Below are 22182 nucleotides of genomic sequence, written 5' to 3'. Positions count from 1 at the left end.
GCCTGCCCGGCGCGGCGTCGCACACGCCGTCCGGAGCACGGACGCGTGCGATGACATTCGACACTTTTGTCGAGTGGCTGGCGACGGGCTTTCTTGTGCTCGCAGTCGTCGCGATGTTCATGCTCTCGGCGGGCATGCTCACCAACGTGAAGATCCACTATCTGACGGCGGGCGGCAATTTTTACGAGAAGCTGCATCCGACGACGTACTTCACCTTCCTCGCCTTTTTCCTGCTGCTGATGCGCAGCCGCGGGCCGATCGGCGAGATCGACCGGATGTTCTCGCAGTCGAAGCTCCTCTTGTTCTATCTGCTCTGCTGGCTGTTCCTGCTGGTGCAGATGTTCGTGCTGGAACGGCCGTTCACGGTGATCTTCGATACGTTCTTGACGCCGGTCGTGTTGTGTCTTGCGATCTGGCAGCTCTCGCCGTCGCAACGACGGCCGCTCGCCTGGGCGATCCATGTCACGATTCTCGTGAATATCGTGGTCGGCTATTATGAGTATTTCTCAGGTCACCGCCTGATTCCGCTGACAATGGGCGACATCGTGGTCCTCGGCGAATGGCGCTCCTCGGCGTTTCTCGGCCATCCCCTTACAGCATCGGGCGTGGTCGCCGGCTATGTGCTGGCGCTGCTGCTGCGGCCAGCGCTCTGCCCTCCGATTCTGATACGAGTGCCGCTGATCGCCTTCAGCCTGGCCTCGCTGATGGCGTTCGGCGGCCGGACCGCGCTGGTGACCGTGCTGATCGTGATGGGACTGCTTGTCGGGATCGAGATGCTCCACATGCTGCGGGGCAAGCGCATCCCGCTCTCGGCCGCGATCCTCGCCATTTGCCTGCTGTTCGCAGCGGGCGCAGTCGGATTTGCCGCGCTCGATCTCGGCATCTTCGACAAGATGCTGCTGCGCTTCTCCTCCGACAAGGGCAGCACGCTGGCACGCTATGCCACCTTTCACCTGCTGTCGTATTTCGACTGGCAAGAATTGCTGCTCGGCCCCAATCCGGTCCGGGTGACTTCACTGCAGAGCCAGCTCGGCCTCGACTATGGTATCGAGAATTTCTGGATCTCCTGCATCGCGCAGTTCGGCGTCATCCACACCGTTGCGCTGACGATTGGGCTCACTTGCCTCTTCACCGAGATCATCCGACGCGCCGACCGCGGCGTCTGGGCGATGCTGCTGCTGATGTTGACGATCGCTGCGAGCTCGGTGAGCTTCTCGTCCAAGAATATCCAGCTTGCACAGTTCATCGTCCTGATCACCGTGCTGCTGCCGCGCGACGAATATCGGCGGACAGCCCCTCCGCCTCCCGTCGCTCAGCGCCGTTACCGGCCTGTTCCCGCGTAAATCCGGCGTCAGGACATCGTATGGACATCTACGTCGACAACACCCATCTCGGACGTCACGTCACCGGACTCGAGCGCATTACGCTGGAACTGTTTTCCGCGTCCGCGCTCGCTCCGCTCAATGTGGTGCCGGTCACCGCGCGCGGCACGCGCCAGATGGTGACGACCCAGACCTTTGGCTTGCCGATGCGGCTTGCGACCTCGTCGGCGATACTGCTGTGCCCCGGTTTTCCGCCGAGCCCGCTATTGCTGCCGTTCGCCTCGCGCGTGCTGCCCTACATCCACGATGATTTCCTGGTGACCAGGCCCGCCGAACTGAACGCACGTGCCCGGCTCTATATGGCGCGTCCCTTCAAGCTGGCGCTGCGGCACTATCCGCGATTCCTTGCCAACTCCAACGATACAAGGCGCCGGATCGCCGCCTATACCCGACCCGATGCCGAGATTACGCTGTACCGTCCCTCCGTGCGCAACGTGTTCGGATTACAGTCGGAGCAACGCGCCGGCCGCGCGACTGCGCCGCCACCGCTGCGGCTGGTCGCCCTCGGCACCGTCGAGCCGCGGAAGAATTTCAAGGCGGCGGCCGCGCTCGTCGGGGCGCTGCGCGGAAGAGGTTTTGCCGACGCCACGCTGGATATCGTCGGCCGGCGGGGCTGGGGCGACGACTGGCAAGCGCTGGAAGCCATGCCGGGCGTTACGCTGCACGATTATCAACCGACCGAGCGCGTCAGGGAATTGCTTGATACGGCCGACCTGTTCGTCTGCACCTCGCATGACGAAGGGCTCGGCCTGCCCTTGCTCGAAGCGCAATATGCCGGGCTGCCGATTGCAGCACCCGATGCGCCGATCTTCCGTGAGGTGCTCGACGCCTCCGGCATCTTCATCAATCCCGCCGAGCCCACCGCCGCCGCGGCGCAGATTGCAGCTGCGCTGTCGATCCAGAATTGGCGCACGCGCTATGTCGCGCTCGCCGAGCAGAATCTTGCTCGCTGGAACGCGCTTGCCCATGGCGACCGCGAGGCGGTGATCGACCTGATCTCGCGCCTTGCTGCCCACCCCCTCTCCTCTGGCCAGTTCAACCCGAAGCGGATCTAAACTTTTGCACAAGACCACCAACGCGATGCGGCACCTCGACAGCCTGCGGATCATCGCCGCTTGCGCTGTGGTGATTTTGCACTATTCCGATTATTTCAAGGAGCTGCCGACCGGGCGCATCATCATCGCCCATGTCTGGCATTTCAACCTGTTCGTCGACCTGTTTTTCGTGGTTTCCGGCTTCGTCATCGCGCGTCAATATCATGACGACGTCGGCGACGGCCCCGCCATCGGACGCTTCCTCTGGCGGCGTATCGCCCGCATCTATCCACTGCATCTCGCCACGCTGACATTCTATATTGGCATTGCTTTCGCGCTTTCGTTTGGCATCGCGCACACGGACAATCCCGGGCGCTATTCGTTCTCCGATCTGCCGGCGCAATTCCTGTTGCTGCATGCTTTCGTCGGTGAACGGTTGACATTCAACTTCCCGAGTTGGTCATTGTCGGCGGAAATGTTCTGCTATCTGCTGTTTCCGCTGATCGTTGCGCTCACATTGCAGCGCAAAGTACTGATCATCGCGCTCATAGCGTTGTCTGCGCTTGCTAACAGCATTTGGGCAGCGACCATGGATACCCTGCCATGGTCCGAGTGGATCAACTTGGGCGGAGCCTTCCGCGCGGTTCCCGCGTTCAGCCTCGGCATTGTCTGTTCCCTCTACCGCCACCAGATCGCGCGCTGGCCCGCAACGCGCGGCGCCCTGATTTCGACGCTTGTTGCATTCATCTTGTTCGGATCGTGGCTGACGCCAATGGCTGCGCTGGTTGCGGTCTACGTGATCGCCGTACTCGCGATCCAACTCGACTGCAGCGGCCGCGATACGTTGCTATCGATGCTCAAGCTCGATCGCTTCGCGCCACTGACTTATTCCAGCTATATGCTGCACATGCCTATCGCAACCGTCATCATCACCTTGGATTCGCGTCTGATGCTTTTCGCCTCTCCCGATGCCAAGCTGATCCTGGCGCCCGTGTCGATCATCATCCTTGGCATCGTGAGTGTGCTGTCCTACCGATGCTTCGAGACGCCGTCACGACGCTACCTGACCGACCTCTACGACCGCCGCTTCGTCAAGCCGGTGGCGGCACCGATCTCCCATCGGGAGATCGCGTGATGACGCTCGCGGCGTCGGCACAGGCAGACATCGTTCACGCCCGCACGGATGCGCGGGCGACGAGCCGCGACGCCGTGATCGATACCATGCGGGGCGTTGCCATCCTGATGGTGATCGGGATCCATTCCCTGCCGCAGCCGCTCGATCTTGCATGGACCAAGGCGATCGATGCCGCGCTGCGGCCTTGCGTACCCATCTTCCTGTTCGCGTCCGGTTACCTGACCGCGCGCGCCGGACGTGTGCCATTGTTCAAGCGGCTGAAGGCGGCGGTGATCCCCTATACGATCGCCTTCATCGCCGCCTATCTCTACATGGCCCTGCACAATCCCGCGATGGATCATCGCGTAACCACGACGTTGGCGCGGTTCGCACCCGCTTATGTCTTCGTGTACTACTACGTGTTCGTCTATGTCGGCTGCACCGTCGTGCTGTGGCTGATCTATGCTGCCGCCGGAACGGACCGGCAGAACACGGAGCAGCGGATGACAATCCTGCTCGCCCTTGCGATCGGTTTCGGGCTTGTCGCCGGAAGCTACCTCGATCCCCTGCTGTTCCATCTCGGCTTTGCCGAATCGTTCGTCGATGAAGCCCGGATGCGCGATATCCCCTTCTGGTTTTCGTTCATGGCTGTCGGCGCGCTGACGGCAACGTTCGCCGGCTTGGCCGCGCGGAGCATGCGCGCGATCGTTGTCGGTGCCATGCTGTTCGCCTATTTGCTGTATCTGGCCGTGCGCCTGTCCGGAATCGGCGATGCGGCAGTTTACGACTCGACGGCGTTCTTCCTGTACGCGGCGCTGTTCAGCCTTGCGCTGCTGGTGTTGCAGCCGAGCGCAGCCTGGCTCGCGAGCCTCGGCTCGGGCAGCTATTTCATCTATCTCTGGCACATCTTCATCGTGATGTTGCTGCGTGACCACGCCGGATTGCGCCAGTTCGGCCCCGCCGTCAGCTTTGCGATCACTTTCGGACTGACAGCACTGGTCAGCATCGCTGCGCTAGGCGCGGTCAGGCAGTTCTCCTCCGCGCGCGTTGCCCGCTGGCTGGGAGCGTGACGATGTTGCTGCGCCACACACTGCTCTACCTCCCTGCGCAGTTCGTCGGGCCGCTGTTCCAGTTGATTGCGATGATCGTATGGACCCATGTGGTCAACGATCACACGCTCGGCATCATCACGCTGGTCACCGCCACACACGAATTCCTGCAGATCGCGTTCCTTGCCTGGTGGTCGCAATACGCACTGCGCTTCTCCGGCCGCTACAAGGATGGCGACGCGCCGCGCTTCTACCGCACCGAAAATGCGGTGCTGCTGGCGTCGGTCCTTCTGCAGAGCATTGTCATCGTCGTCGTGCTGCGCCTCGTCATTTCGCCCGACGCGCATTTCGGCATGCTGCTTGCGGCCATCGCCTACGTGGTGACCCGTTCGCTGAACCTCTATATCGGCGAGCGCGCCCGCGCCCATCAGCAGATCTGGGTCTACACGATCCAGCAGGTGGTCGGCCCCGCATTCGGCTTTGCCGTGGGCCTCGTGATGATCAAGCTGTTCGGCCAATCCGCCGAATGGCCGCTGGCCGGATACGCCGTCGCGCAACTCGCGGCTGCGCTGCTGGTGCTGCCGAAGATCGCCTACGGTCGCCGCCTGTGGCCGATCGATCGCGAGATCGTGGTGCACGCATTGCATTACGGCGTTCCGCTGATCATCGGTGGCGGGCTCGGCTGGGTCGGCCTCAATGCCTCGCGCTTCATCATCAACGAGATGCAGGGTGTGGCCGCCGCCGGCCTGTTCGCCGTCGGTTACGGACTGGGACAACGCGCCGCCGCGGTCGCCGCCATGCTGGTGACGGCCGCCGCCTTTCCGCTCGCAGTCAAGAGCATGGAGCAAAGCGGCAGCAAGGCGGCAATGCGGCAGCTTGCCGATAACACCGCGCTGCTCGTTGCGATTCTCGCGCCAAGCCTGACCGGCATCTTCATGCTGCGGCTCGAGATCGTGCACCTTCTGATCGCGGTGCCGTTCCAGCAGGCAACGCTGAGCGTGCTGCCGCTCGCGACACTCGCCGGCGCGATCCGCAACCTTCGCGCCCATTTCGGCGACCAGGTCTTCCTGCTGCATAACCGCACGCGCTGGATGATGGCGATCTCCGCCATCGACGCCACGATGACGGTGATCCTCAGCGTGGTGTGCCTGCGCTACTGGGGACTTGCCGGCGCGGCAGGCGCCACGGTTCTCGCTGCGACTGCGGCAGCCGCCGCGAGCTTCAGCATCGGCTTCTCGCTGTTCGGGTTGACGCTGCCGTTTGCGCACCTGGCGCGCATTGCCGTTGCGACCGTCGCGATGGCGGCGCTGCTCCGCGAGTTCCCGGAAGCGCGAAACGCGATCATGCTCGCGGCACATATCGCAGCCGGGGCGGCGGTCTATCTGACAATGCTGGCGCTGCTGTACGCACCGTCACTCCTGAAGATGCTGCGGGCACGCCCGCAACATTCCGGAGCATGACGATTCTGTCACGCTTTCTTCGCATTCTCGAACGCGCGCGCGATCGCAAACCACAGCGGCTTTCGCTGCATCGATGAATCATAAGGTAGTGGCCGCGGCAGGCGTTGCGCCAGCGGATCCTTCTTCTTGGCAGCATCCGTGTAGAAGGAATAATTGTCCGCCAACTCCCAGGCGATCACCATCTTGACCGCCGGCACCCGCAACGCGTTGTTGAGGAATTTCTCCGCAGTCTCGGCGATCATCGCGTCGCGGGTGGCGATATCGTCTGGGAACGTGTCGTCGCGCACATCGAATTCGGTGATGTAGATGTCCACGCCGCGTGATGCGAGTTCATGCAGGAACTCGACGAACCGTCCCGGATCATGCGGATAGCGCGGCTGGAGGTGACCCTGCAAGCCGACGGCCGCGAGCGGCACGCCAGCCTGCTTCAATTCATCGACAAGACGCAGCAATCCGCTGCGCACGATGTGCCCCACCTCGTCATCGCGCTCGGTCTGCGCCTCGTTAAGAACAAATTTGGTTTTCTTGTCGACCATGGCCGCGCGTTCGTAAGCACGGCGGATGTAGCCGGTTCCGCCGAAAGCGTCATACCATGGCCCTAATCTGTAGCCGCCGGGCGCTTTGTGGCCGGGCCAGAACGGCTCGTTGACGACATCCCATGAATGCAACTTGCCGACGTAGCGGCTGACCACTTCTTCTATATAGGAGTCGAAGAACGCCTGACGCTCCGCGTTGCTCATGCTCTTGATCCACTGCGGAACCCAATCATTCCAGATCAGGCAATGACCGCGCATCGGAATGCGATTGCTCGCACAAAATTGCAGCAGACGATCCGCGCTCTCGAAACGTTTGGGGCCAGGTTGTGGCGCGATCGTGCCCATTTTCATCGCAACGTCAGTTGTGATGATGCGCGTTTGCGTTGTGTAAAGCTCGCGATACGCAAGATCCTTGTCGATCACGGGGCCAGCGGCAGCGCCAAAGGCAAATCCATGTTGTGCAGCGATTGCACCGAGACTCTGTCCTTGCGCCGGCGCCGCAGTTGAAATTCCTGCACGCGCGGCGACGCCTGAGGCTGCGAGAATGGCGAGTGCACTTCGTCGCGACATCTGCATGGCTGCTCTCCATCAAGTGAATGCATTCGTTGCGCTGAATCATTTTTGCACAGCGGCATCGCCATCGTTGCGACGCAATAGTTCTATTTCGTGACGCCGCTCGTCGAGGAAGAGTCTTCGAGATGCGAGTTCCCATCGCACAAGCATTGAGCATGCCGACGACTTCCATCAGCGCACCTCGGCTTCTCTCGCACCTGGAGATCGACATGCCGGAAATACAGACGCAGCCTGCGACATCCAATCTCAATGTTGATGGCATCTCCATCAACATTGGTTCACTTCCCGAAGCGGTGAACTCGATCGTATCGGCTGCGCAGCAAGGCGAAAACTTCAGCGTATGCACGTTGAATCTCGATCATGTCGTTCAACTGCAACAGCGGCCTGACTTCCGTGCTGCCTATCGTCGTGCAAAATTTGTGACGGCGGACGGGTTCCCGATCGTCGTGCTGTCGCGTTTGCTTGGCACGCATATCGAGCGGACCACCGGCGCCGATCTCGTGGAACCGCTCTGCGAGGAAGCGCGAAAGAAGGGCCTTCCTGTATTCCTGCTTGGGTCGAATGACGCGACATTGAAGATGACCGCGCAACGTCTGTCGGAACGGTTCCAGGGCCTGCAAGTTGTGGGATGGTATGCGCCCGGCCCCAACTTCGATCCTTATTCCGCCGAGGCCGATCATGCGATCGAACTGATCCGCGAGTCCGGTGCAAGACTCTGTTTCGTTGCGCTCGGCGCGCCCCGCCAGGAAGTATTTGCCGCGCGCTGCCTCGACGAGCTCGATGGCACTGGTGTGTTGTGCATCGGCGCGGCGCTCGATTTCATCGCCGGCACGCAGAAGCGCGCGCCGTCGGTTACCCAGAAGGCCGGACTCGAATGGGCCTGGCGCATGCTGAACAACCCAAGCCGGCTCGGACCGCGCTATGCTCGCTGCATGGCCGCCGTTCCGGGACTCGTTGCGCGCACGCTGCCCCAGATCATCAACGCACGAATCCGGAAGACCGCATGACCTCGACCGTCACACTGGCGCTGCGCGCCCGCAATGCAAGCCGCGTTCGGCCGCGCTATCAGATCTGCCTGCTCCATCCGTTCGATCCGCGCGGCCAAAAGGTCGGCGGGCTCGAGACCTATATCCGCGACTTCATCACCTTCCATCCTGACAACACCGACATCCTGTTCGTCGGCGTGGATTCGATCGGTGACCTCACCCTCGGCGAAGTGCACCGGGTCACGTTCCGCGGCCGCACCTTCGATTTCCTTCCGATCCTTCGCTACAGCGATGCCCAGGCGCGTGAAGCCGCGCGCACCATTCGTTCTTCGTTGACAGGCCAGTTCTTCGTGGCACTGCTGCGTCATTTCGGCCAGATCGCACGGCTGGTACGGACACGGCGATGCTCGATCGATTTACGTCGGGTTGAGTTCTCCTGGCTGCCGGCGATCTTGCGTCTCCCCTTCGTGCAGATGCTACATGGCGAGGGCGCGCCGAAACTGCAGATGGATTCGCTGCTCCGGAAATATTCCTTCGTGCACAATACCGGCGAGCGGTTCGCCGTGACGATGAGCGAGAAGTTCCTCTGCGTTAATCCATTCATCACCGAGCGGATGCAGAAGACCTATCCGCGCAGCAAGGACAAGATCGATACGCTGTGGACCTGGGTCAATACCGACATCTTCCAGCCGCAGCCGTTCCCGGAAAGCATGTCGCCATTCCAGATCGTGTTCGCCGGCAGGCTCGACGAATTCAAGGACCCGCCGCTGATGTTCCGCACCATGGAGCGATTGCGACAGCGGCTGAACGGCCCGATCCGCTTTCACTATATCGGCACCAGCGACCCGCATCGCTTCAGCGAGTTTGCCGCGATCGAGGACATCACCATTCGCCACGGCTTCAAGGATGCCACGGGCATGGCGAAGACGCTGGCGGAGGCGCACGCGGGCATCCTCACCTCAGAATTCGAGGGCATGCCGCGCTGCGTTCTGGAAACGCTTGCGGTCGGCCGTCCCGTTGTCGCGATGCATCTGCCGCAGCTCGAATCCGTCATCCATGATGGCCAGAGCGGCTATCTGGTGACACGCGATGGCAGCCGCAACGATATGGTGGAGACTCTCGCACAGCGCTTCATCGATGTCCGCGACGCCATCGACGGCGGCAAGATGACGCCCGAGCAGGTCGCCGATGCGATCCAGGACTTCACGCCGGCCACGCAACTGGCGCGCGTGTACCGCTACCATCAGGAAATTCAGGACGCCCGCGGCTTCGCCGCCGCCACGGCCTCTTGAGGCTTCGACGTGGACATCCTGCTGCTGACCAGTGAGTTTGCTCCCGCCATGGGCGGGATCGGCACCTATGCAGGGGAAATCGCTGCCGCCGCGGCCCGGCTCGGCGCGCGCGTCACCGTGGTTGCGCCGGACTACCGACAGGACAATGCAGGCCGCGATCGCACGCTGCCGTTCGAAGTGGCCCGCTTTGCCGGTGGCCTGCATTCGATAAAGGAGCTGCCGGCGAAAATGCTGCTGGCACGCAACAAGGTTCGGGAGCATCCATACGATGTGATCCATGCGGCCGATTGGCCCTTCTTCATTCCCGTCGCATTGTCGCGCTGGCGGACGCGGGCACGCGTGCTGATGACCGTGCACGGCACCGAGATCAACGAAACCCAGACACCGTTGAAGCGATTTGCAATCCGCAGCGCCGGCGTGTTCGGCCCGCGGACGGAGATCGTGGCGAACAGCCGCTACACCAGGGATCTGTTCCAAGAACGGTTTGCCGTTGACGCAGGACAAATCAGCGCGATCAGTCTCGGCGTTTCCGACTTCTGGTTCGGCGAGCGACGCAATCGTGCGGACATCCGCGCCGGCCTTGGGCTGGCGCCGGAGCGGCTGGTCATAGTCACCGTCGCGCGGATCACCCACCGCAAAGGACATCATCTGACGCTCGCGGCACTGGCGCGCCTCCCCGAGCGGTTGCGTCAGCGTATCACCTGGCTCGTGATCGGCCCGAATGGCGAGGCCGACTATGTCAACGAACTCCAGCGCTTGATCGAAACCGTGAACTGCGATGTCCGCCTGCTCGGTCCGCTGCCGAATGAAGAGATCCGCGACATCTATGGCGCGGCTGATCTGTTCTGCCTGACGGGCCTTCCGGATTCCTCCGGCCGGGTCGAGGGATTCGGGCTGGTCTATCTCGAGGCCGGTGCCGGCGGCGTGCCGAGTGTTGCGACGGCTGTCGGCGGCGTTCCCGACGCCGTGCTGCCGGATCAAAGCGGCATTCTTGTTCCGCCTGATATCGACAGCATTTCCGCGGCGATCGCCAGGTTCGCCGAGAATGACGAACTGCGTGCGAGCCTTGCCGCAGGCGCGCTGGCCCATGCACGCGCGTTGTCCTGGGAACGTTGCGCTGCCGCGACCTACGGACTGGCTCGGAACGAGCGGCCTGCGCCGCAGGCCGAGGTGGTGACGGCATGAGGCGGATCGCCGCCGCCGCGATCCTGCTTGTGCTCGCCACCGGCACGGCACACGCCGGCGCCGACAACTGCCGCCGAAGCCGCGAATACTTGTTGGGTAGCCTCGGCGGCGATCTGAAGTTGCCGCCCCAATCCTACAATGATCTGTTCAAGATCTGTATGGCGGCGAGCAGCATGACGAATGTGAAGGACGCCTATGTCCTCAAGGACGGCGGTATCGCGGTCGTTCCCAAGCAGGACACCATTCCTGCCACGGCGTCGACATTGTCGCAATTCTGCGACGCCTATCCGAGTGCGACGCTGCGCTTCCTCACCAGCAAGGAAGTGCTGACGATGAAATCCGTCGTCGACATCGTGCAGCTTTCCTCGACCTCGGCGACACCTTGCAAGAAGATCAAAGGCCTCACCTGAAGCGTCACTTCTGCGCGTCGTAGTAGCGCGGCATGGCGTGCGGATCGAGCGGACGCTCCGCCTGGCGTCCGAGGAAGAAGAAGCCGCTCGCCGCATCCGATCCGGGGCGGCCGCGCGTCAACGGATCGAGCAGGCGGATCCAGAAGAACGGCAGCGCGACCAGGCGCGAGAGCTTGTCGCCGGCGCCGAGCGCACGGGCGAAATAGCGGATCGACCACACCAGCGCGACGCCTGCGCCGCCGACGCGGCCCGCGCGGATTTCCGCGAACTGCTTGAACAGCCAGCGATGGCCGCTCCGCGTGAAGCGCGAGAAATCATAGCCGCGCTCATGCACTTGTTGCATGAACGGCGTTTCGGCATAGACGAGGCCCCTGCGCCGCAGCACGCGGTGAATCTCGCTCACGACGGACGTGGGCTCGAGGACGTGTTCGAGCACGGCCTGGATCCAGACGCCGTCAAACACGCCATCCTCGAACGGCAGCCGGTGCGCGTCGGCCACCAGCAGCGTATAGGGCGACGCGTAAACATCTGTTCCGATCAACTCGATGGAGTCATCCATGTAGAGTTCGTCGGCGCCGTCGCCCACGGCACCTCCGCCGATCACGAGCACGACCGGCCGTTCGCTTTCCTGCTTCAGGAGCTCGATGAACCGTGCACAGTTCGATTGCGCCACCTGATTGCCGCCGAAGGTGAGCTGGTGGAGGCGCGAGCTGATCGAGCGGCGCGACACGTCGCGGCGAAAGACCGAACCATTGCCGCCGCGATACATCTCGCGCTCGAAGATGCTGGCGGCGAAATCGATCAGGACCGGCTGGTCCTCAACCACCGGGAACCCGCTTTCGCAGTATTCACAGTTCTTGCTGGAACAGAACGGTCGCGCGTCGATCTCTCGCAGCGGGGCCGCACAGCGGGGACAACGAACCGTGTGCCGCCAGTCAGTCTGCGCGCACATGTCCGATCGGTCAGTGACGGAAGAATCCACGAAGCCCCTTCGTTCAAGCGACGTACCTGGGTTCCATCCCAGGGACTAACTTATCTCGTTTTCTTGACGGCAATTGCGGCGCCTGTGCGACGCAACAAGCCAACGCGTGCGAGGCAAGAAGGTTCTCTTCGTTGGGCGAGTGGACGTGCGTCCAAAAGGGCACAGGGATTCCCCACGCCCATAGCAGAATCGATCTGAGCCGCAGTTCAGCGCAGTAGATGACTCCTCAACTTGTCATCACGATGGCTCCGCAGACCTTCGGCACAATTTTGATCGTGCTTGTCGCGGCTCCGTGAAGCGTCTGGTTCCTTGGAACCTTCTCTGCGCGAAAACTGATTCGAGCAGAGCTCAGGGAAGCGCGTGGTTCCGCAGCGATCTCCTGTTGGCGGAACCGGCCGACCTTCGATTCTTCGATTGCGCGAAATCATGCATTCCCGTTTGCCACTGCAGGCCAACGATCGCGCCTTTCGTCGGCTGAAGCAGCGCGAGCGATGCGAACAGCGTAAAGGGCAGCCATATCGCGAGTTGCAGCCACGCCGGCGGCGCGTAAGCCATCTCGACGGCGAGCAAAGCCGGCACGACCACATGTCCGACCACGACGATGACGAGATAGGCGGGAAAGTCATCGGCACGCTGCGGCGTGTAGTCCTCGCCGCAGACTTCGCAGTGATCCACGACCTTCAGGAACCGGCGGAAAAGGTGGCCCTTCCCGCAATTGGGGCATCGCATGGTGAAGCCGCGCAATGCGGCTTGGGCAAGCGAAACTGGCTGTGTCATCGCTGAATTCCTTGACCTGAGGCATGTCCATACAGTACGAGAATGTATGGATACAATCAAAGACAAACAGGCCTATTGTATGGATTGGGTCCCTACACTTTCCGAATGGCAAGGCCCCCTGTTCATGCGGATCGTCGATGCGCTGGCGTCAGACATCGAGAGCGGCCGGCTTGTTCGCGGACAAAGGCTGCCGACGCACCGCGCGCTCGCCACCGAGCTCGGCATCGATCTCACCACCGTCACCCGCGCCTACGGCGAAGCGCGCCGGCGCGGCCTGCTGGACGCCAGGGTCGGTCAGGGCACGTTCGTCTCGGAGACGACGGTGCGTTCGCCGTCGCACGTTCCCGCGCAAGTCACGATCGACCTTTCGATGAATCTTCCGCCTCAACCGGTGGAAGCCAATCTGGATCTTCGGATCGCGCAGGGGTTGGAGACGATACGCAGGGAGAGCGGCTTCGGCGCATTCCTGACCTATTCAAAACCAGGCGGCAGCGATCCCGAGCTGGAGACGGCGGCAAACTGGCTGCGCCATCGCTTGACGGATGCGGATGCCGAACGTCTCGTGATCTTTCCGGGATCGCAGGCCATCGTGTTCAATGCGCTTCTCGCCCTCACCTCGCCCGGCGACGTGGTTCTGACGGAGGCACTCACCTATCCCGGCCTGAAGACAGCCGCCGCCCGATTGGGCGTTCGCCTGATCGGCTTGCCGATGGACGAACAAGGCGCGCGGCCGGATGCGCTCAAGGATGCATGCCGCAAGTACAAGCCGAAGGCCGTCTATCTGGTGCCAACGCAGCAGAATCCGACGACCGCCACCGCAGGCCCGGCGCGCCGCAAGGCCATCGCCGAAATCATCCGCCATGCAGGGACCTTCCTGATCGAGGACGACGCCTATGGTCTGCTCGAGCCGTCAGCTTCGCCGATCGCAAACCTGATTCCCGAGCGGAGCTATTTCGCCGCCAGCACGTCGAAATGCATCGCGCCGGGACTGCGCGTCGCCTATCTGCTGGCACCCGATCCCACCGCCGCGCAGACCATGCGCAGCGGATTGCAGGCGACGATGCAGATGTCACCACCCCTGATGGTCGCGCTCCTCACCCACTGGATCCGAAACGGCATCGCCGATGAGATCATCGAGGCGGTGCGCAACGAAGCCAAGGGACGACAGCAACTGGCGGGACGTATCCTGAAGGGCATCGCTTTCGCATCCCGTCCCACCAGCCATCACCTTTGGCTGGAGCTACCGCCATCCTGGAATCGGATGGACCTGCTTTCGCATCTGCTGCGCCACGGGCTTGCCGTTGTCGGCGAAGATGCCTTCGCCGTCATTGACAAGCCGCCGCGCGGGATCCGTGTCTCCCTTGGCGCGGCGCGCAACCGCGCCGATGTCAGCCAGGCCATGCAGGTGCTCGCGGCGGCCATGAAATTGTCTGTCATGGCAACACAGATCGTCTGAGGCGCCGGCCGCTCAATTCGGCTTTCGCCACCAGATGAAGAGCGAATAGAGGACAACCGGGACGGCCAGGGTGACCCATGAGAGGGCATCCCACCAACCGTCTCCCACGAGCGCGCCGACGAGGCCAAGCGTGCTGACGATCGCGACCAGCAGGGGCGCGATAAAGATCTGTCGAAGCGTGCGATGCATGGGTTTGCGCGACGTCATCAGGACGACAATGCGGGACTTTCGAGGTTGGAGGAGCGCGCGATCACGCGATCGACGCTGACCCCTGCCCTTCGCCGCCGCACCCACAAATAGATGCCGGTGCCGAGGATGATGATCGTGAGCACGTCGAGCAGTGCCCAGAGGATCTTGAGCGGCATGCCGCCATAGTCGCCGAAATGCAGCGGCTGGGAAATGAACAGCGTCGAGACGTACCAGGGCATATCGCGGCTGTCGGTGAGCGTGCCGGTCTCGGCGTCGACCAGGGCCGGCTTCAAAAGGCGCGAGGTGAGCGGCGTGTTGCCGCGCAGGAACACCGCGTAGTGGCTCTTGCTGCTGAAGATCGAGCCGGGGAATGCGACGAAGCTTGGCGTCATCCCCGGCACCGCATGCGCCGCCACCTCGACCGCTGCATTGACCGACGTCAGCTTCGCGGGCACCGAGCGATCGCGATATTGCGCAGTCATCTCGGCAAGCTGCCCATACTGCCACATCTTCAGGACCAGGTCGGCCCATGTGTTGATGACGCCGGTGAAGCCGACCACCAGCGTCCACGCAACGAGAAGGATGCCGCCAAGGTTGTGGACGTCGAGCCAGCGCACCACGCGCGTCCGGCCGGCGCGATACGTGCCGAAGCTCAGCTTCCGCATCGAGGGCGCATAGACGACGATGCCGGAGATGATGGCGACGCAGAACAGGATGCCCATCAGGCCAAGGAAGAGCTTGCCCGGCAGACCTGCAAACATATCCGTGTGCAGCTTGAGCATAATGTAGGTGAAACGGCCGGTCACGTCAGGTGCATCCAGATAGGCGCCCGTATGCGCGTCCATCCGGATCAAGAGGTTCTTGCTCGGATCGGACGTGATCGAAGGCCCGACGCTGACGAACATCGCGTTCGGATCGTCCCGGTCCCAGATCAGGAAATGCGGGACCTGTCCCGCTGCATTGGCGATTGCGTTGGCGAGCAGATGGTCGAGATCGGCAAGCGGCGCATCCGCCGCCACCTCAGCCGGCTTCACCTGGCTGTGCAGGAGGTCGTCGATCTCCTCATGGAAAATCAGCGGCAGCCCCGTGATGCACAGGAGCAGCATGAACACCGTACAGATGAGGCTCGTCCATTTGTGGACGAAACCCCATCGCCGAAGAGACCTGGTTGCCGCCGTCACTTTGCCGTCCTAGTTCCAGCTATATTTCAACGTGCCGAGCACCGTACGTCCATTCCCCAAGCCACAATAGGGCAAGCCGGTCAAGCACGACGCCACGTAGAAGTGGTCGGTCAGGTTGGTCACGTTGACCTGCGCCTTCAATCCCTTCCAGTCCGGCCGCAGATAGCCGAAATCGTAGCTCACGGCGGCATCGAACAGCGTATAGGCCGGGATGACGAAAGTGTTGAAGCTGTCTCCATAGGTCTCGCCGACATAGCGCACGCCGAACCCGAGCCCGAGACCTGCAACCGGACCATCGTACCAGGTGTACTTGCCCCAGAGCGAGGCCTGGTCCTGGGCCGTGTTCATCATGTATTTGCCGGCATATCCGGCAATGCTTGAAGTGACCTTCGGATCGAGATGGCTGTAGCCGCCGACGATCTCCAGTTCGCGGGTGATGTTGCCTTTCGCTTCAAACTCGAAGCCGCGAACGCGAACGGCGTCGGTCTGCACGTTGAGCAGCGGATTGATCGGGCTTGCGGTGAGAATGTCCTGCTGTTTGATCTCGAACACGGCGGCCGTCAGCATCAGGTTCGATCCATTCGGCATGAATTTGACGCCGGCTTCAGTGCCTTCGCCGGTGGTCGGCCTGAACGAGTTGCCGGCGAGATCGGCGCCGAGGTTCGGCGTGAACGACGTCGCATAGCTCACATAGGGCGACAATCCGAAATCGACGAGATAGTTGAGGCCGACGCGTCCCGTCTGCGCGCGGTCGTCGCGGGAATAGCTGCCGGCGAGCGGAAAGACTGCGAAGCTCTTCGAATCCGTGCTCACCCAATCGTTGCGGCCGCTCACCGTCAGCGTCCAGCGGTCGAGCTTGATCTGGTCCTGCAGATAGAGACCGGCCTGGCTCAGCTTGTCGTTGCGCAGGATGAATGGCGCCAATGATGCGAAGGACGGAACAGCGGTATTATATACCGGAGCGTAGGCATCGATCGGAGCGATACCGGCGGATCGATAGTCGGTGTTGGACCAGAGATTGAAGTAGTCGAAGCCTAACAGCACCTTGTGGGCGAGCGGTCCGGTCAGGAAATCCGCCTGCAACTGGTTGTCGAGAGCGATGTTGGCGGCGCTTGCCTTCACATAATTATAGCTGCGGTTGACGAGACGGTCGGTCGCCATGCCTTCCGTGCGAACCGAAGAGAGATCGTTGGTGACATCGGTGTAACGCAGGTTCTGCCGGAACTGCAGGTTGTTGTCGAAGCGGTGCTCGAAGGCATAGCCGACCATGAACTGCTCGAGATTGTAGCCGTCAGCCCCGGGTACACCGAGATAGCGGCTGTATGGAACGTGCCCGTTCGGGTTGGGCAGGAACGACACCTGGCCCGTCACGTATTGCTGGTAGCCCCTGTTGTCGGCCTTCTGGTACTGCGAGAGCAGCGTGAAGCTGGTGTCCGTCGTCGGGGCCCAGGTGAAGCTCGGCGCAATGAACAGCTTGTTGTCCTGCACGAAGTCGGTCTGGGTATTGCTGTCACGTGCGAGCCCGACGATGCGGGAGAGGAACTCGCCATTCTTGTCGATCGGGCCGCCGAGGTCGAACGCGCCCTGGAAGCGATCGAATAAGCCGAACGTGCCCTCGATCGTGTATTGCGGCGTCGCCGTCGGCCGCCTGCTCACCATGTTGAGCAGACCGCCCGGCTCGGACTGGCCATAGACCACCGACGACGGCCCCTTCAGCACCTCGATCCGCTCGAGCCCATAGGTCTCGATCCGCGGCACGGCGAAGGTGGTGTTGTCCAGCGGCAGCCGCAGGCCATCCAGATATCTCGGCGCATCGAAGCCTCTGAGCTTGAAGTTGTCGAAGAACGCATTGGCCCCGAAGCTCTGCACCGTGACACCAGGCGTATAGCGCAACGCTTCGGCGACGTTCTGCGCGCCCTGCGCCTGGATCTGGTCCTGGGTGACGATCGAAATCGACTGCGGCGTCTCCAGGATCGGCGTGTCCGTCTTGGTCGCGGTCACGCTTTGCTTGGCGAGATAGCCGACCACCGGACCGGTACCCCTCTCGCCGCTTGAGCGTCCGGCCGCTCCGCCCGGCGCCGCGGCTTCCTGCGTCACCGGGGCCGGCGTCCGCCGCGCGACGTTGCGGCCGGATCGCGCAGCCCGCGTCGATCGCACCGGAGCCACACGGCTGCGCTGCTGGCGAGGTGCATCGACCGTGACCGGCGGCAATTCGGTGTTCGATCTCGGCTGCTCCGCGCCGGACGGACTCTGCGCCAGCGCCGGCGTGTCCGTGAATGCCATCGCAGCGAAGCCACAAATCGTCACAAGGGCGAGTCCCCACTCGCTCTTTCGCTTGAATTCCATCGCCAGATCCCCCGTCGCGGAACGCCCGCGGACTCAGGGGACTGAGTGCAAGAATTGCGAAGCTCACGCCTTTGCGATTGCGCAAAAACTCTTTGATCTATTGTCGACAAGCTCCAGATTGGCTGCCGGAACATCAGCATCAGCTTGCTACCTTAGTGGACACACGTCACGATCAGCCGCCCCACTGGGTAGAATTATTCTCATTCTAATTTGATGGACGGCAGCGACTGGGGGCGTATCCGAAATGCTTGCGAAACGCGGTCGCAAAATTGGCGGGGTTGCCGTAGCCCGCCAGATAGGCCGCCTCGTTGATCGATATACCCTGCTCGATGATCGCATCGCGTGCCGATTCGAGCCGGCGCGTCCGCAGATATTCGGAGGCGCTGACGCCAAACGCCCGTCGGAAATGGGTGTTGAAGGAGCGGCGGCTGATGCCTGCCTCGCGCGCCAATTGGGAGACTTTCCACGGGCGCCGCAGATCCGCGTCGATCGCGTCGCGGATCGCGCGCAGCCGGCGCTGCTTGTGATCACCGGCCATCTCCATGCTCGCGCGCTCGCCCGCGATCGATATGACCCGCGCGAGGATCTCCATGGCATGCGCGGACAGCAGCAGCTCTTCCGCGCGTCCATCGAGTGTCGGAGACAGCATTTCGGTTGCCATGGCAAGGATGCGTGGCGGCGCCTTCAGCGTGACCACGAATTCATCCGATTCCGCCGAGGAAAATAGCTCGAGGAACTCGCGCTGCAGGCCAAGCCGATCGATCGATGCCTTGGGAAAGGCGAGGCCCGCGGCAAACATACGCACTCCGCCGGAGGTCTCGCCGCTCCAGAGCTGCGGTTTCCGCAAAGCCATCACGACAATCGAATTTTCCGAGTAGCGGAACCGCGTGACATCGCGATGCGGACCTCCCTGGCCTGAGCCCTTCAACACGATGGTGACGAACAGGCCGGCCTTGATCATGCCTTCGCTGCGTATCATGCGATCAAGGATGAAATTGTTTCGCTGGAACAGGCAGCCGGGAGATTCGAGCCATTGCGCAGTCCCCTCGAAGTCGTCCTCCCTTGATACTCCCTCGGAGTCGAAGACGCGGAACTGATCGAAGATGCGATGATAGATGTGCGTCACGTCCTTTGCCTGGAGCCGGCCAGCGAATCATCAGTCTATCTGCCTCTCAACCGTTGCCGAGGCAATTAGAACGCTTTCGAAGTGCCGCACCATTCCGCGGGTTGGCAGGATGGGTAGAGCGCAGCGAAAGCCATCGCGATGGAGCAAGCGCGTGAATGATGGGTTTCGCTTCGCTCTACCCATCCTACGATTCCGCCAGAGGCCCGTAGGGTGGGCAAAGCGAAGCGTGCCCACCATCAAGCACCGCGCTCGGGATGGTGGGCACGCTTCGCTTTGCTTTGCCCACCCTACAAATCTACGATTCCGCCAGACCCTCATCCAGAGAGGGTGAGGGGATGGATTGAAGCGCGCCGCGCTATCCACGTCATTGCGAGCGTAGCGAAGCAATCCACGTCTCCACAAGTGGCGCGATGGATTGCTTCGCTGCGCTCGCAATGACGGGGTGAGGTCTGATTTGAATTTCAAACAGCGGAGAGGATGTGAGTGCGCGTTCTCGCGGCATGGATCGCCCGAGGTTTGCGTTCTTTCCACCCTCTTCGAAATCAGAGGGCGCAGGGAAAGCCGGGTGCTGGTTGCACCCGTGGGTCCCGTGCAACAAAAAGCACGGGGGTAGGACCACAGGTTCAACCGAAGCAGTCCGGCTTTCCCTGCGCGATGGTGTTACGGCTTACTTCGTGCTCTCCCCGGTGACCGGGCTCTTTTGCCACCGTCGTCTTGCGGATACTTGATCCACAGAACTTAGCGCCAGCGTCGGGGCGCCAGGACCACACGACTTCGCCGTCCGCTGATGTCACGCTCGTCAGTCGCAACACCTGCGTCCACCGCATCTCACCGCAACGTTCGTGACGATCGCGAGCCGCCCCTCATCCGCCGTGAGACGCGCCGAGTTAAATCACTGATTTGCCCGACGGGTTAAGCGGTTTATTTTTCGCGCCAAGGCTGGACCGGGCAAATCACCTTGAAATAATTCATGAAATTCGTCCCAACGTGACCCTGCTCGCGACGGGCAGCTCTCGACCGGCCTCGACTATCGGTTCGTCGTGAAGCCTGCCTATAACACCGATCGCGGTCCGGTCTCGATCCTCTCGGGCCGATCGCACCGAATTCCGACCAGAGGTGGCTCATGATGTTTCGGGATATTCGCGCTGCCGTTCTCGGGCCGGACTCGCTTCGGCCCAACATCTGGGATGTGGTGGCGCTGCTGCTCTTGATCGGCGTCCTGGTGCTGATCGTCTATGGCGGCAAGCAGACGATTGAGCCGCTGTCGGAGCTCGAGCGTACGCCGGTTACGCTCGATCCGCGCAATCTTCCGCTCTATGCGCTGCGGACCACGATGCGGATGCTGCTGGCGATCGTTTGCTCGACGGTCTTCACCTTCATCTATGCCACGCTCGCCGCCAAGAGCCGGCGCGCGGAGATCGTGCTGATCCCGCTGCTCGACATCCTGCAGTCGGTGCCGATCCTCGGCTTCCTGACCTTCACGGTCGTGTTCTTCATGAACCTGTTCCCGGGGCAGGTGCTGGGTGCCGAGCTCGCTTGCGTGTTCGCGATCTTCACCAGCCAGGCCTGGAACATGACCTTCAGCATGTATCAATCGCTGCGCAGCGTGCCGAAGGATCTGGAGGAAGCAACACAGAGCTTTCACCTCTCCGGCTGGCAGCGGTTCTGGCGACTGGATGTGCCCTTTGCGATGCCGGGCCTGATCTGGAACGCGATGATGTCGATGTCCGGCGGCTGGTTCTTCGTGGTGGCATCGGAGGCGATCACCGTGGGCAACACGACGGTCACCCTGCCCGGCGTCGGCTCCTATGTGGCGCTGGCCATTCAAGAGCAGAACCTGCCGGCGATCGTCTATGCGCTGATGACCATGCTGCTCGTCATCATCGCCTACGACCAGCTCTTGTTTCGCCCGATCGTGGCCTGGGCCGACAAATTCCGCTTCGAGCAGACTGCCTCCACCGAGCCACCGACGTCCTGGATGTTCGACCTCTTCAGGCGTACGCGCGCGCTGCGCGCGTTGACCTATCCACTTGGCGCTGCGAACAAGGTCATTTCGACCCTCCGCATCAGCGTGCCTGCGGTACTGCGGACGCAAGGCAAGAGCAGCCAGCCCTCCCGCCTCGTCGACGGCATATGGCTGGCAGTGGTCGCCGCCGTGACGAGCTACGCGACCTGGAAGATCTATCAGTATCTCTCCGCCACGCTCGGCTGGTCTGACGTGACCACTGCGGTTGGATATGGATTCGTCACGCTCGCGCGCGTGGTCGTGCTGATTGCGCTGGCAACGATCATATGGGTACCGATCGGCGTCTGGATCGGGCTGCGGCCGAAACTCGCCGAACGCATACAGCCGCTCGCGCAGTTCCTGGCGGCGTTCCCGGCCAACCTGGCCTTTCCCGTGTTTGTCGTGCTGATCGTGCATTTCGGATTGAATCCGAACATCTGGCTCAGCCCGCTGATGATCCTCGGCACCCAGTGGTACATCCTGTTCAACGTGATCGCCGGCGCCGCCGCCTTCCCGAGCGATTTGCGGGAAGCCGCCGGCAGCTTCCATCTGAAGGGATGGCGCTGGTGGGTGAAGGTGATCCTGCCCGGCATTTTCCCCTACTACGTCACCGGAGCAATCACCGCCTCGGGCGGATCGTGGAACGCTTCGATCGTCGCGGAAGTCGCAAGCTGGGGCGACACCCATCTGACCGCGATCGGCCTCGGCTCCTATATCGCGCGAGCGACCGAAGCCGGCGATTTTCCGAAGGTCGTGCTCGGCATCGCCGTCATGTGCGTGATGGTGACGCTGTTCAATCGCCTGCTGTGGCGGCAGCTCTATGCCTTTGGCGAGCGTCGTCTTCGTCTCGGCTGACATCCAGAGCCGTTCAGCCTCGAAGATCGGGGTTAGAGCATGATGTCATTTGGTTGAATCGGCGTGACCGCGGTTGTCCACCTCTCCCATAGGGAGAGGTGGGCGCGCAGCGCCGGGTGAGCGACTATCTGGGTTGTCAAGTTGCATTGGCGTAAGCGGCGCGCGCATCGCGTGCTTTGGCGTTGAGACGGACCAGGAGCTTACGGGCGAGTGCAATGCGAATGACCATTTTTTCCTTTCCGGC

At 62.1% G+C, this 22182-nt stretch carries 18 protein-coding genes and 1 pseudogene; 11 read left to right on the top strand and 8 right to left on the bottom strand.

Annotation, left to right across the window (positions count from 1 at the left end):
- The first annotated feature begins 50 nt into the window (after positions 1 to 50).
- From ACZIRK_RS17525 to ACZIRK_RS17505, 5 genes are read left to right on the top strand one after another with little or no spacing between them, the layout of a single operon-like run.
- Positions 51 to 1343 carry a VpsF family polysaccharide biosynthesis protein gene (locus tag ACZIRK_RS17525; protein WP_463327803.1) on the top strand — a complete coding sequence of 431 codons (1293 nt, stop codon included), beginning with the start codon at positions 51 to 53 and terminating at the stop codon, positions 1341 to 1343.
- Between the two features lie 20 nt (positions 1344 to 1363).
- Positions 1364 to 2437 (top strand): glycosyltransferase, encoded by a 1074-nt coding sequence (locus tag ACZIRK_RS17520; RefSeq protein ID WP_456645328.1) that lies wholly within the window; start codon positions 1364 to 1366, stop codon positions 2435 to 2437.
- 4 nt (positions 2438 to 2441) lie between these two features.
- Positions 2442 to 3551 carry an acyltransferase family protein gene (locus ACZIRK_RS17515; protein WP_463327802.1) on the top strand — a complete coding sequence of 370 codons (1110 nt, stop codon included), beginning with the start codon at positions 2442 to 2444 and terminating at the stop codon, positions 3549 to 3551.
- Complete coding sequence (locus ACZIRK_RS17510; RefSeq protein ID WP_463327801.1) at positions 3551 to 4600, top strand: acyltransferase family protein; 1050 nt, start codon at positions 3551 to 3553, stop codon at positions 4598 to 4600. Before ACZIRK_RS17515 ends, ACZIRK_RS17510 begins: the two co-directional genes overlap by 1 nt.
- A gap of 2 nt (positions 4601 to 4602) precedes the next feature.
- Positions 4603 to 6039, top strand: coding sequence for a lipopolysaccharide biosynthesis protein (locus tag ACZIRK_RS17505; RefSeq protein ID WP_463327800.1), 1437 nt, complete (start codon positions 4603 to 4605; stop codon positions 6037 to 6039).
- Positions 6040 to 6047: 8 nt separating this feature from the next.
- On the opposite strand, the gene ACZIRK_RS17500 is transcribed toward ACZIRK_RS17505, so the two are convergent.
- Positions 6048 to 7151, bottom strand: coding sequence for an endo-1,4-beta-xylanase (locus ACZIRK_RS17500; protein WP_028165255.1), 1104 nt, complete (start codon positions 7149 to 7151; stop codon positions 6048 to 6050).
- A 206-nt stretch (positions 7152 to 7357) separates the two neighbouring features.
- Here ACZIRK_RS17500 and ACZIRK_RS17495 point away from each other — a divergent pair, with 206 nt between their 5' ends.
- Genes ACZIRK_RS17495 through ACZIRK_RS17480 form a run of 4 tightly spaced genes read left to right on the top strand, consistent with a single transcriptional unit; the run spans position 7358 to position 11021 of the window.
- Positions 7358 to 8155 (top strand): WecB/TagA/CpsF family glycosyltransferase, encoded by a 798-nt coding sequence (locus tag ACZIRK_RS17495; RefSeq protein WP_028165254.1) that lies wholly within the window; start codon positions 7358 to 7360, stop codon positions 8153 to 8155.
- A complete protein-coding gene (locus ACZIRK_RS17490; RefSeq protein WP_463327799.1) occupies positions 8152 to 9426 on the top strand; it encodes a glycosyltransferase in 1275 nt (424 codons plus the stop codon). The genes ACZIRK_RS17495 and ACZIRK_RS17490 overlap by 4 nt, the downstream gene beginning before the upstream one ends.
- 9 nt (positions 9427 to 9435) lie before the next feature.
- Complete coding sequence (locus tag ACZIRK_RS17485; protein WP_463327798.1) at positions 9436 to 10611, top strand: glycosyltransferase family 4 protein; 1176 nt, start codon at positions 9436 to 9438, stop codon at positions 10609 to 10611.
- A complete protein-coding gene (locus ACZIRK_RS17480; protein ID WP_207231077.1) occupies positions 10608 to 11021 on the top strand; it encodes a hypothetical protein in 414 nt (137 codons plus the stop codon). The genes ACZIRK_RS17485 and ACZIRK_RS17480 overlap by 4 nt, the downstream gene beginning before the upstream one ends.
- Before the next feature lie 4 nt (positions 11022 to 11025).
- Here ACZIRK_RS17480 and ACZIRK_RS17475 read toward each other — a convergent pair whose 3' ends face one another.
- Positions 11026 to 11847 carry a class I SAM-dependent methyltransferase gene (locus ACZIRK_RS17475; RefSeq protein ID WP_463327797.1) on the bottom strand — a complete coding sequence of 274 codons (822 nt, stop codon included), beginning with the start codon at positions 11845 to 11847 and terminating at the stop codon, positions 11026 to 11028.
- A gap of 504 nt (positions 11848 to 12351) precedes the next feature.
- Positions 12352 to 12780, bottom strand: a complete 429-nt coding sequence (locus ACZIRK_RS17470; protein ID WP_463327796.1) for a DUF983 domain-containing protein — start codon at positions 12778 to 12780, stop codon at positions 12352 to 12354.
- A gap of 46 nt (positions 12781 to 12826) precedes the next feature.
- On the opposite strand from ACZIRK_RS17470, the gene ACZIRK_RS17465 reads away from it, so the two are divergent.
- Positions 12827 to 14236 (top strand): aminotransferase-like domain-containing protein, encoded by a 1410-nt coding sequence (locus tag ACZIRK_RS17465; protein ID WP_463327795.1) that lies wholly within the window; start codon positions 12827 to 12829, stop codon positions 14234 to 14236.
- A gap of 12 nt (positions 14237 to 14248) precedes the next feature.
- On the opposite strand, the gene ACZIRK_RS17460 is transcribed toward ACZIRK_RS17465, so the two are convergent.
- The 4 genes from ACZIRK_RS17460 to ACZIRK_RS17445 all read right to left on the bottom strand — a co-directional run bounded on the left by ACZIRK_RS17460 (position 14249) and on the right by ACZIRK_RS17445 (position 19078).
- Positions 14249 to 14443 carry a hypothetical protein gene (locus tag ACZIRK_RS17460; protein WP_028165250.1) on the bottom strand — a complete coding sequence of 65 codons (195 nt, stop codon included), beginning with the start codon at positions 14441 to 14443 and terminating at the stop codon, positions 14249 to 14251.
- On the bottom strand, positions 14443 to 15606 hold the full coding sequence (locus ACZIRK_RS17455; protein WP_463327794.1) for a PepSY-associated TM helix domain-containing protein: 1164 nt from the start codon (positions 15604 to 15606) through the stop codon (positions 14443 to 14445). Before ACZIRK_RS17455 ends, ACZIRK_RS17460 begins: the two co-directional genes overlap by 1 nt.
- 9 nt (positions 15607 to 15615) lie before the next feature.
- A complete protein-coding gene (locus ACZIRK_RS17450; protein ID WP_463327793.1) occupies positions 15616 to 17952 on the bottom strand; it encodes a TonB-dependent siderophore receptor in 2337 nt (778 codons plus the stop codon).
- 205 nt (positions 17953 to 18157) lie between these two features.
- On the bottom strand, positions 18158 to 19078 hold the full coding sequence (locus ACZIRK_RS17445) for a helix-turn-helix domain-containing protein (RefSeq protein ID WP_463327792.1): 921 nt from the start codon (positions 19076 to 19078) through the stop codon (positions 18158 to 18160).
- Between the two features lie 1123 nt (positions 19079 to 20201).
- On the opposite strand from ACZIRK_RS17445, the gene ACZIRK_RS17440 reads away from it, so the two are divergent.
- Entirely contained in the window at positions 20202 to 21938 is a 1737-nt protein-coding gene (locus ACZIRK_RS17440) for an ABC transporter permease (RefSeq protein WP_463327791.1), read from the top strand.
- 136 nt (positions 21939 to 22074) lie between these two features.
- Here ACZIRK_RS17440 and ACZIRK_RS17435 read toward each other — a convergent pair.
- Positions 22075 to 22182 (bottom strand): annotated as a pseudogene (locus ACZIRK_RS17435) (IS110 family transposase); the annotation flags it as partial.

The organism is Bradyrhizobium sp. Leo114 (assembly GCF_055229415.2).
Note: the sequence above shows the minus strand (reverse complement) of the source record. Positions and strands in the feature narration are given on the sequence as shown.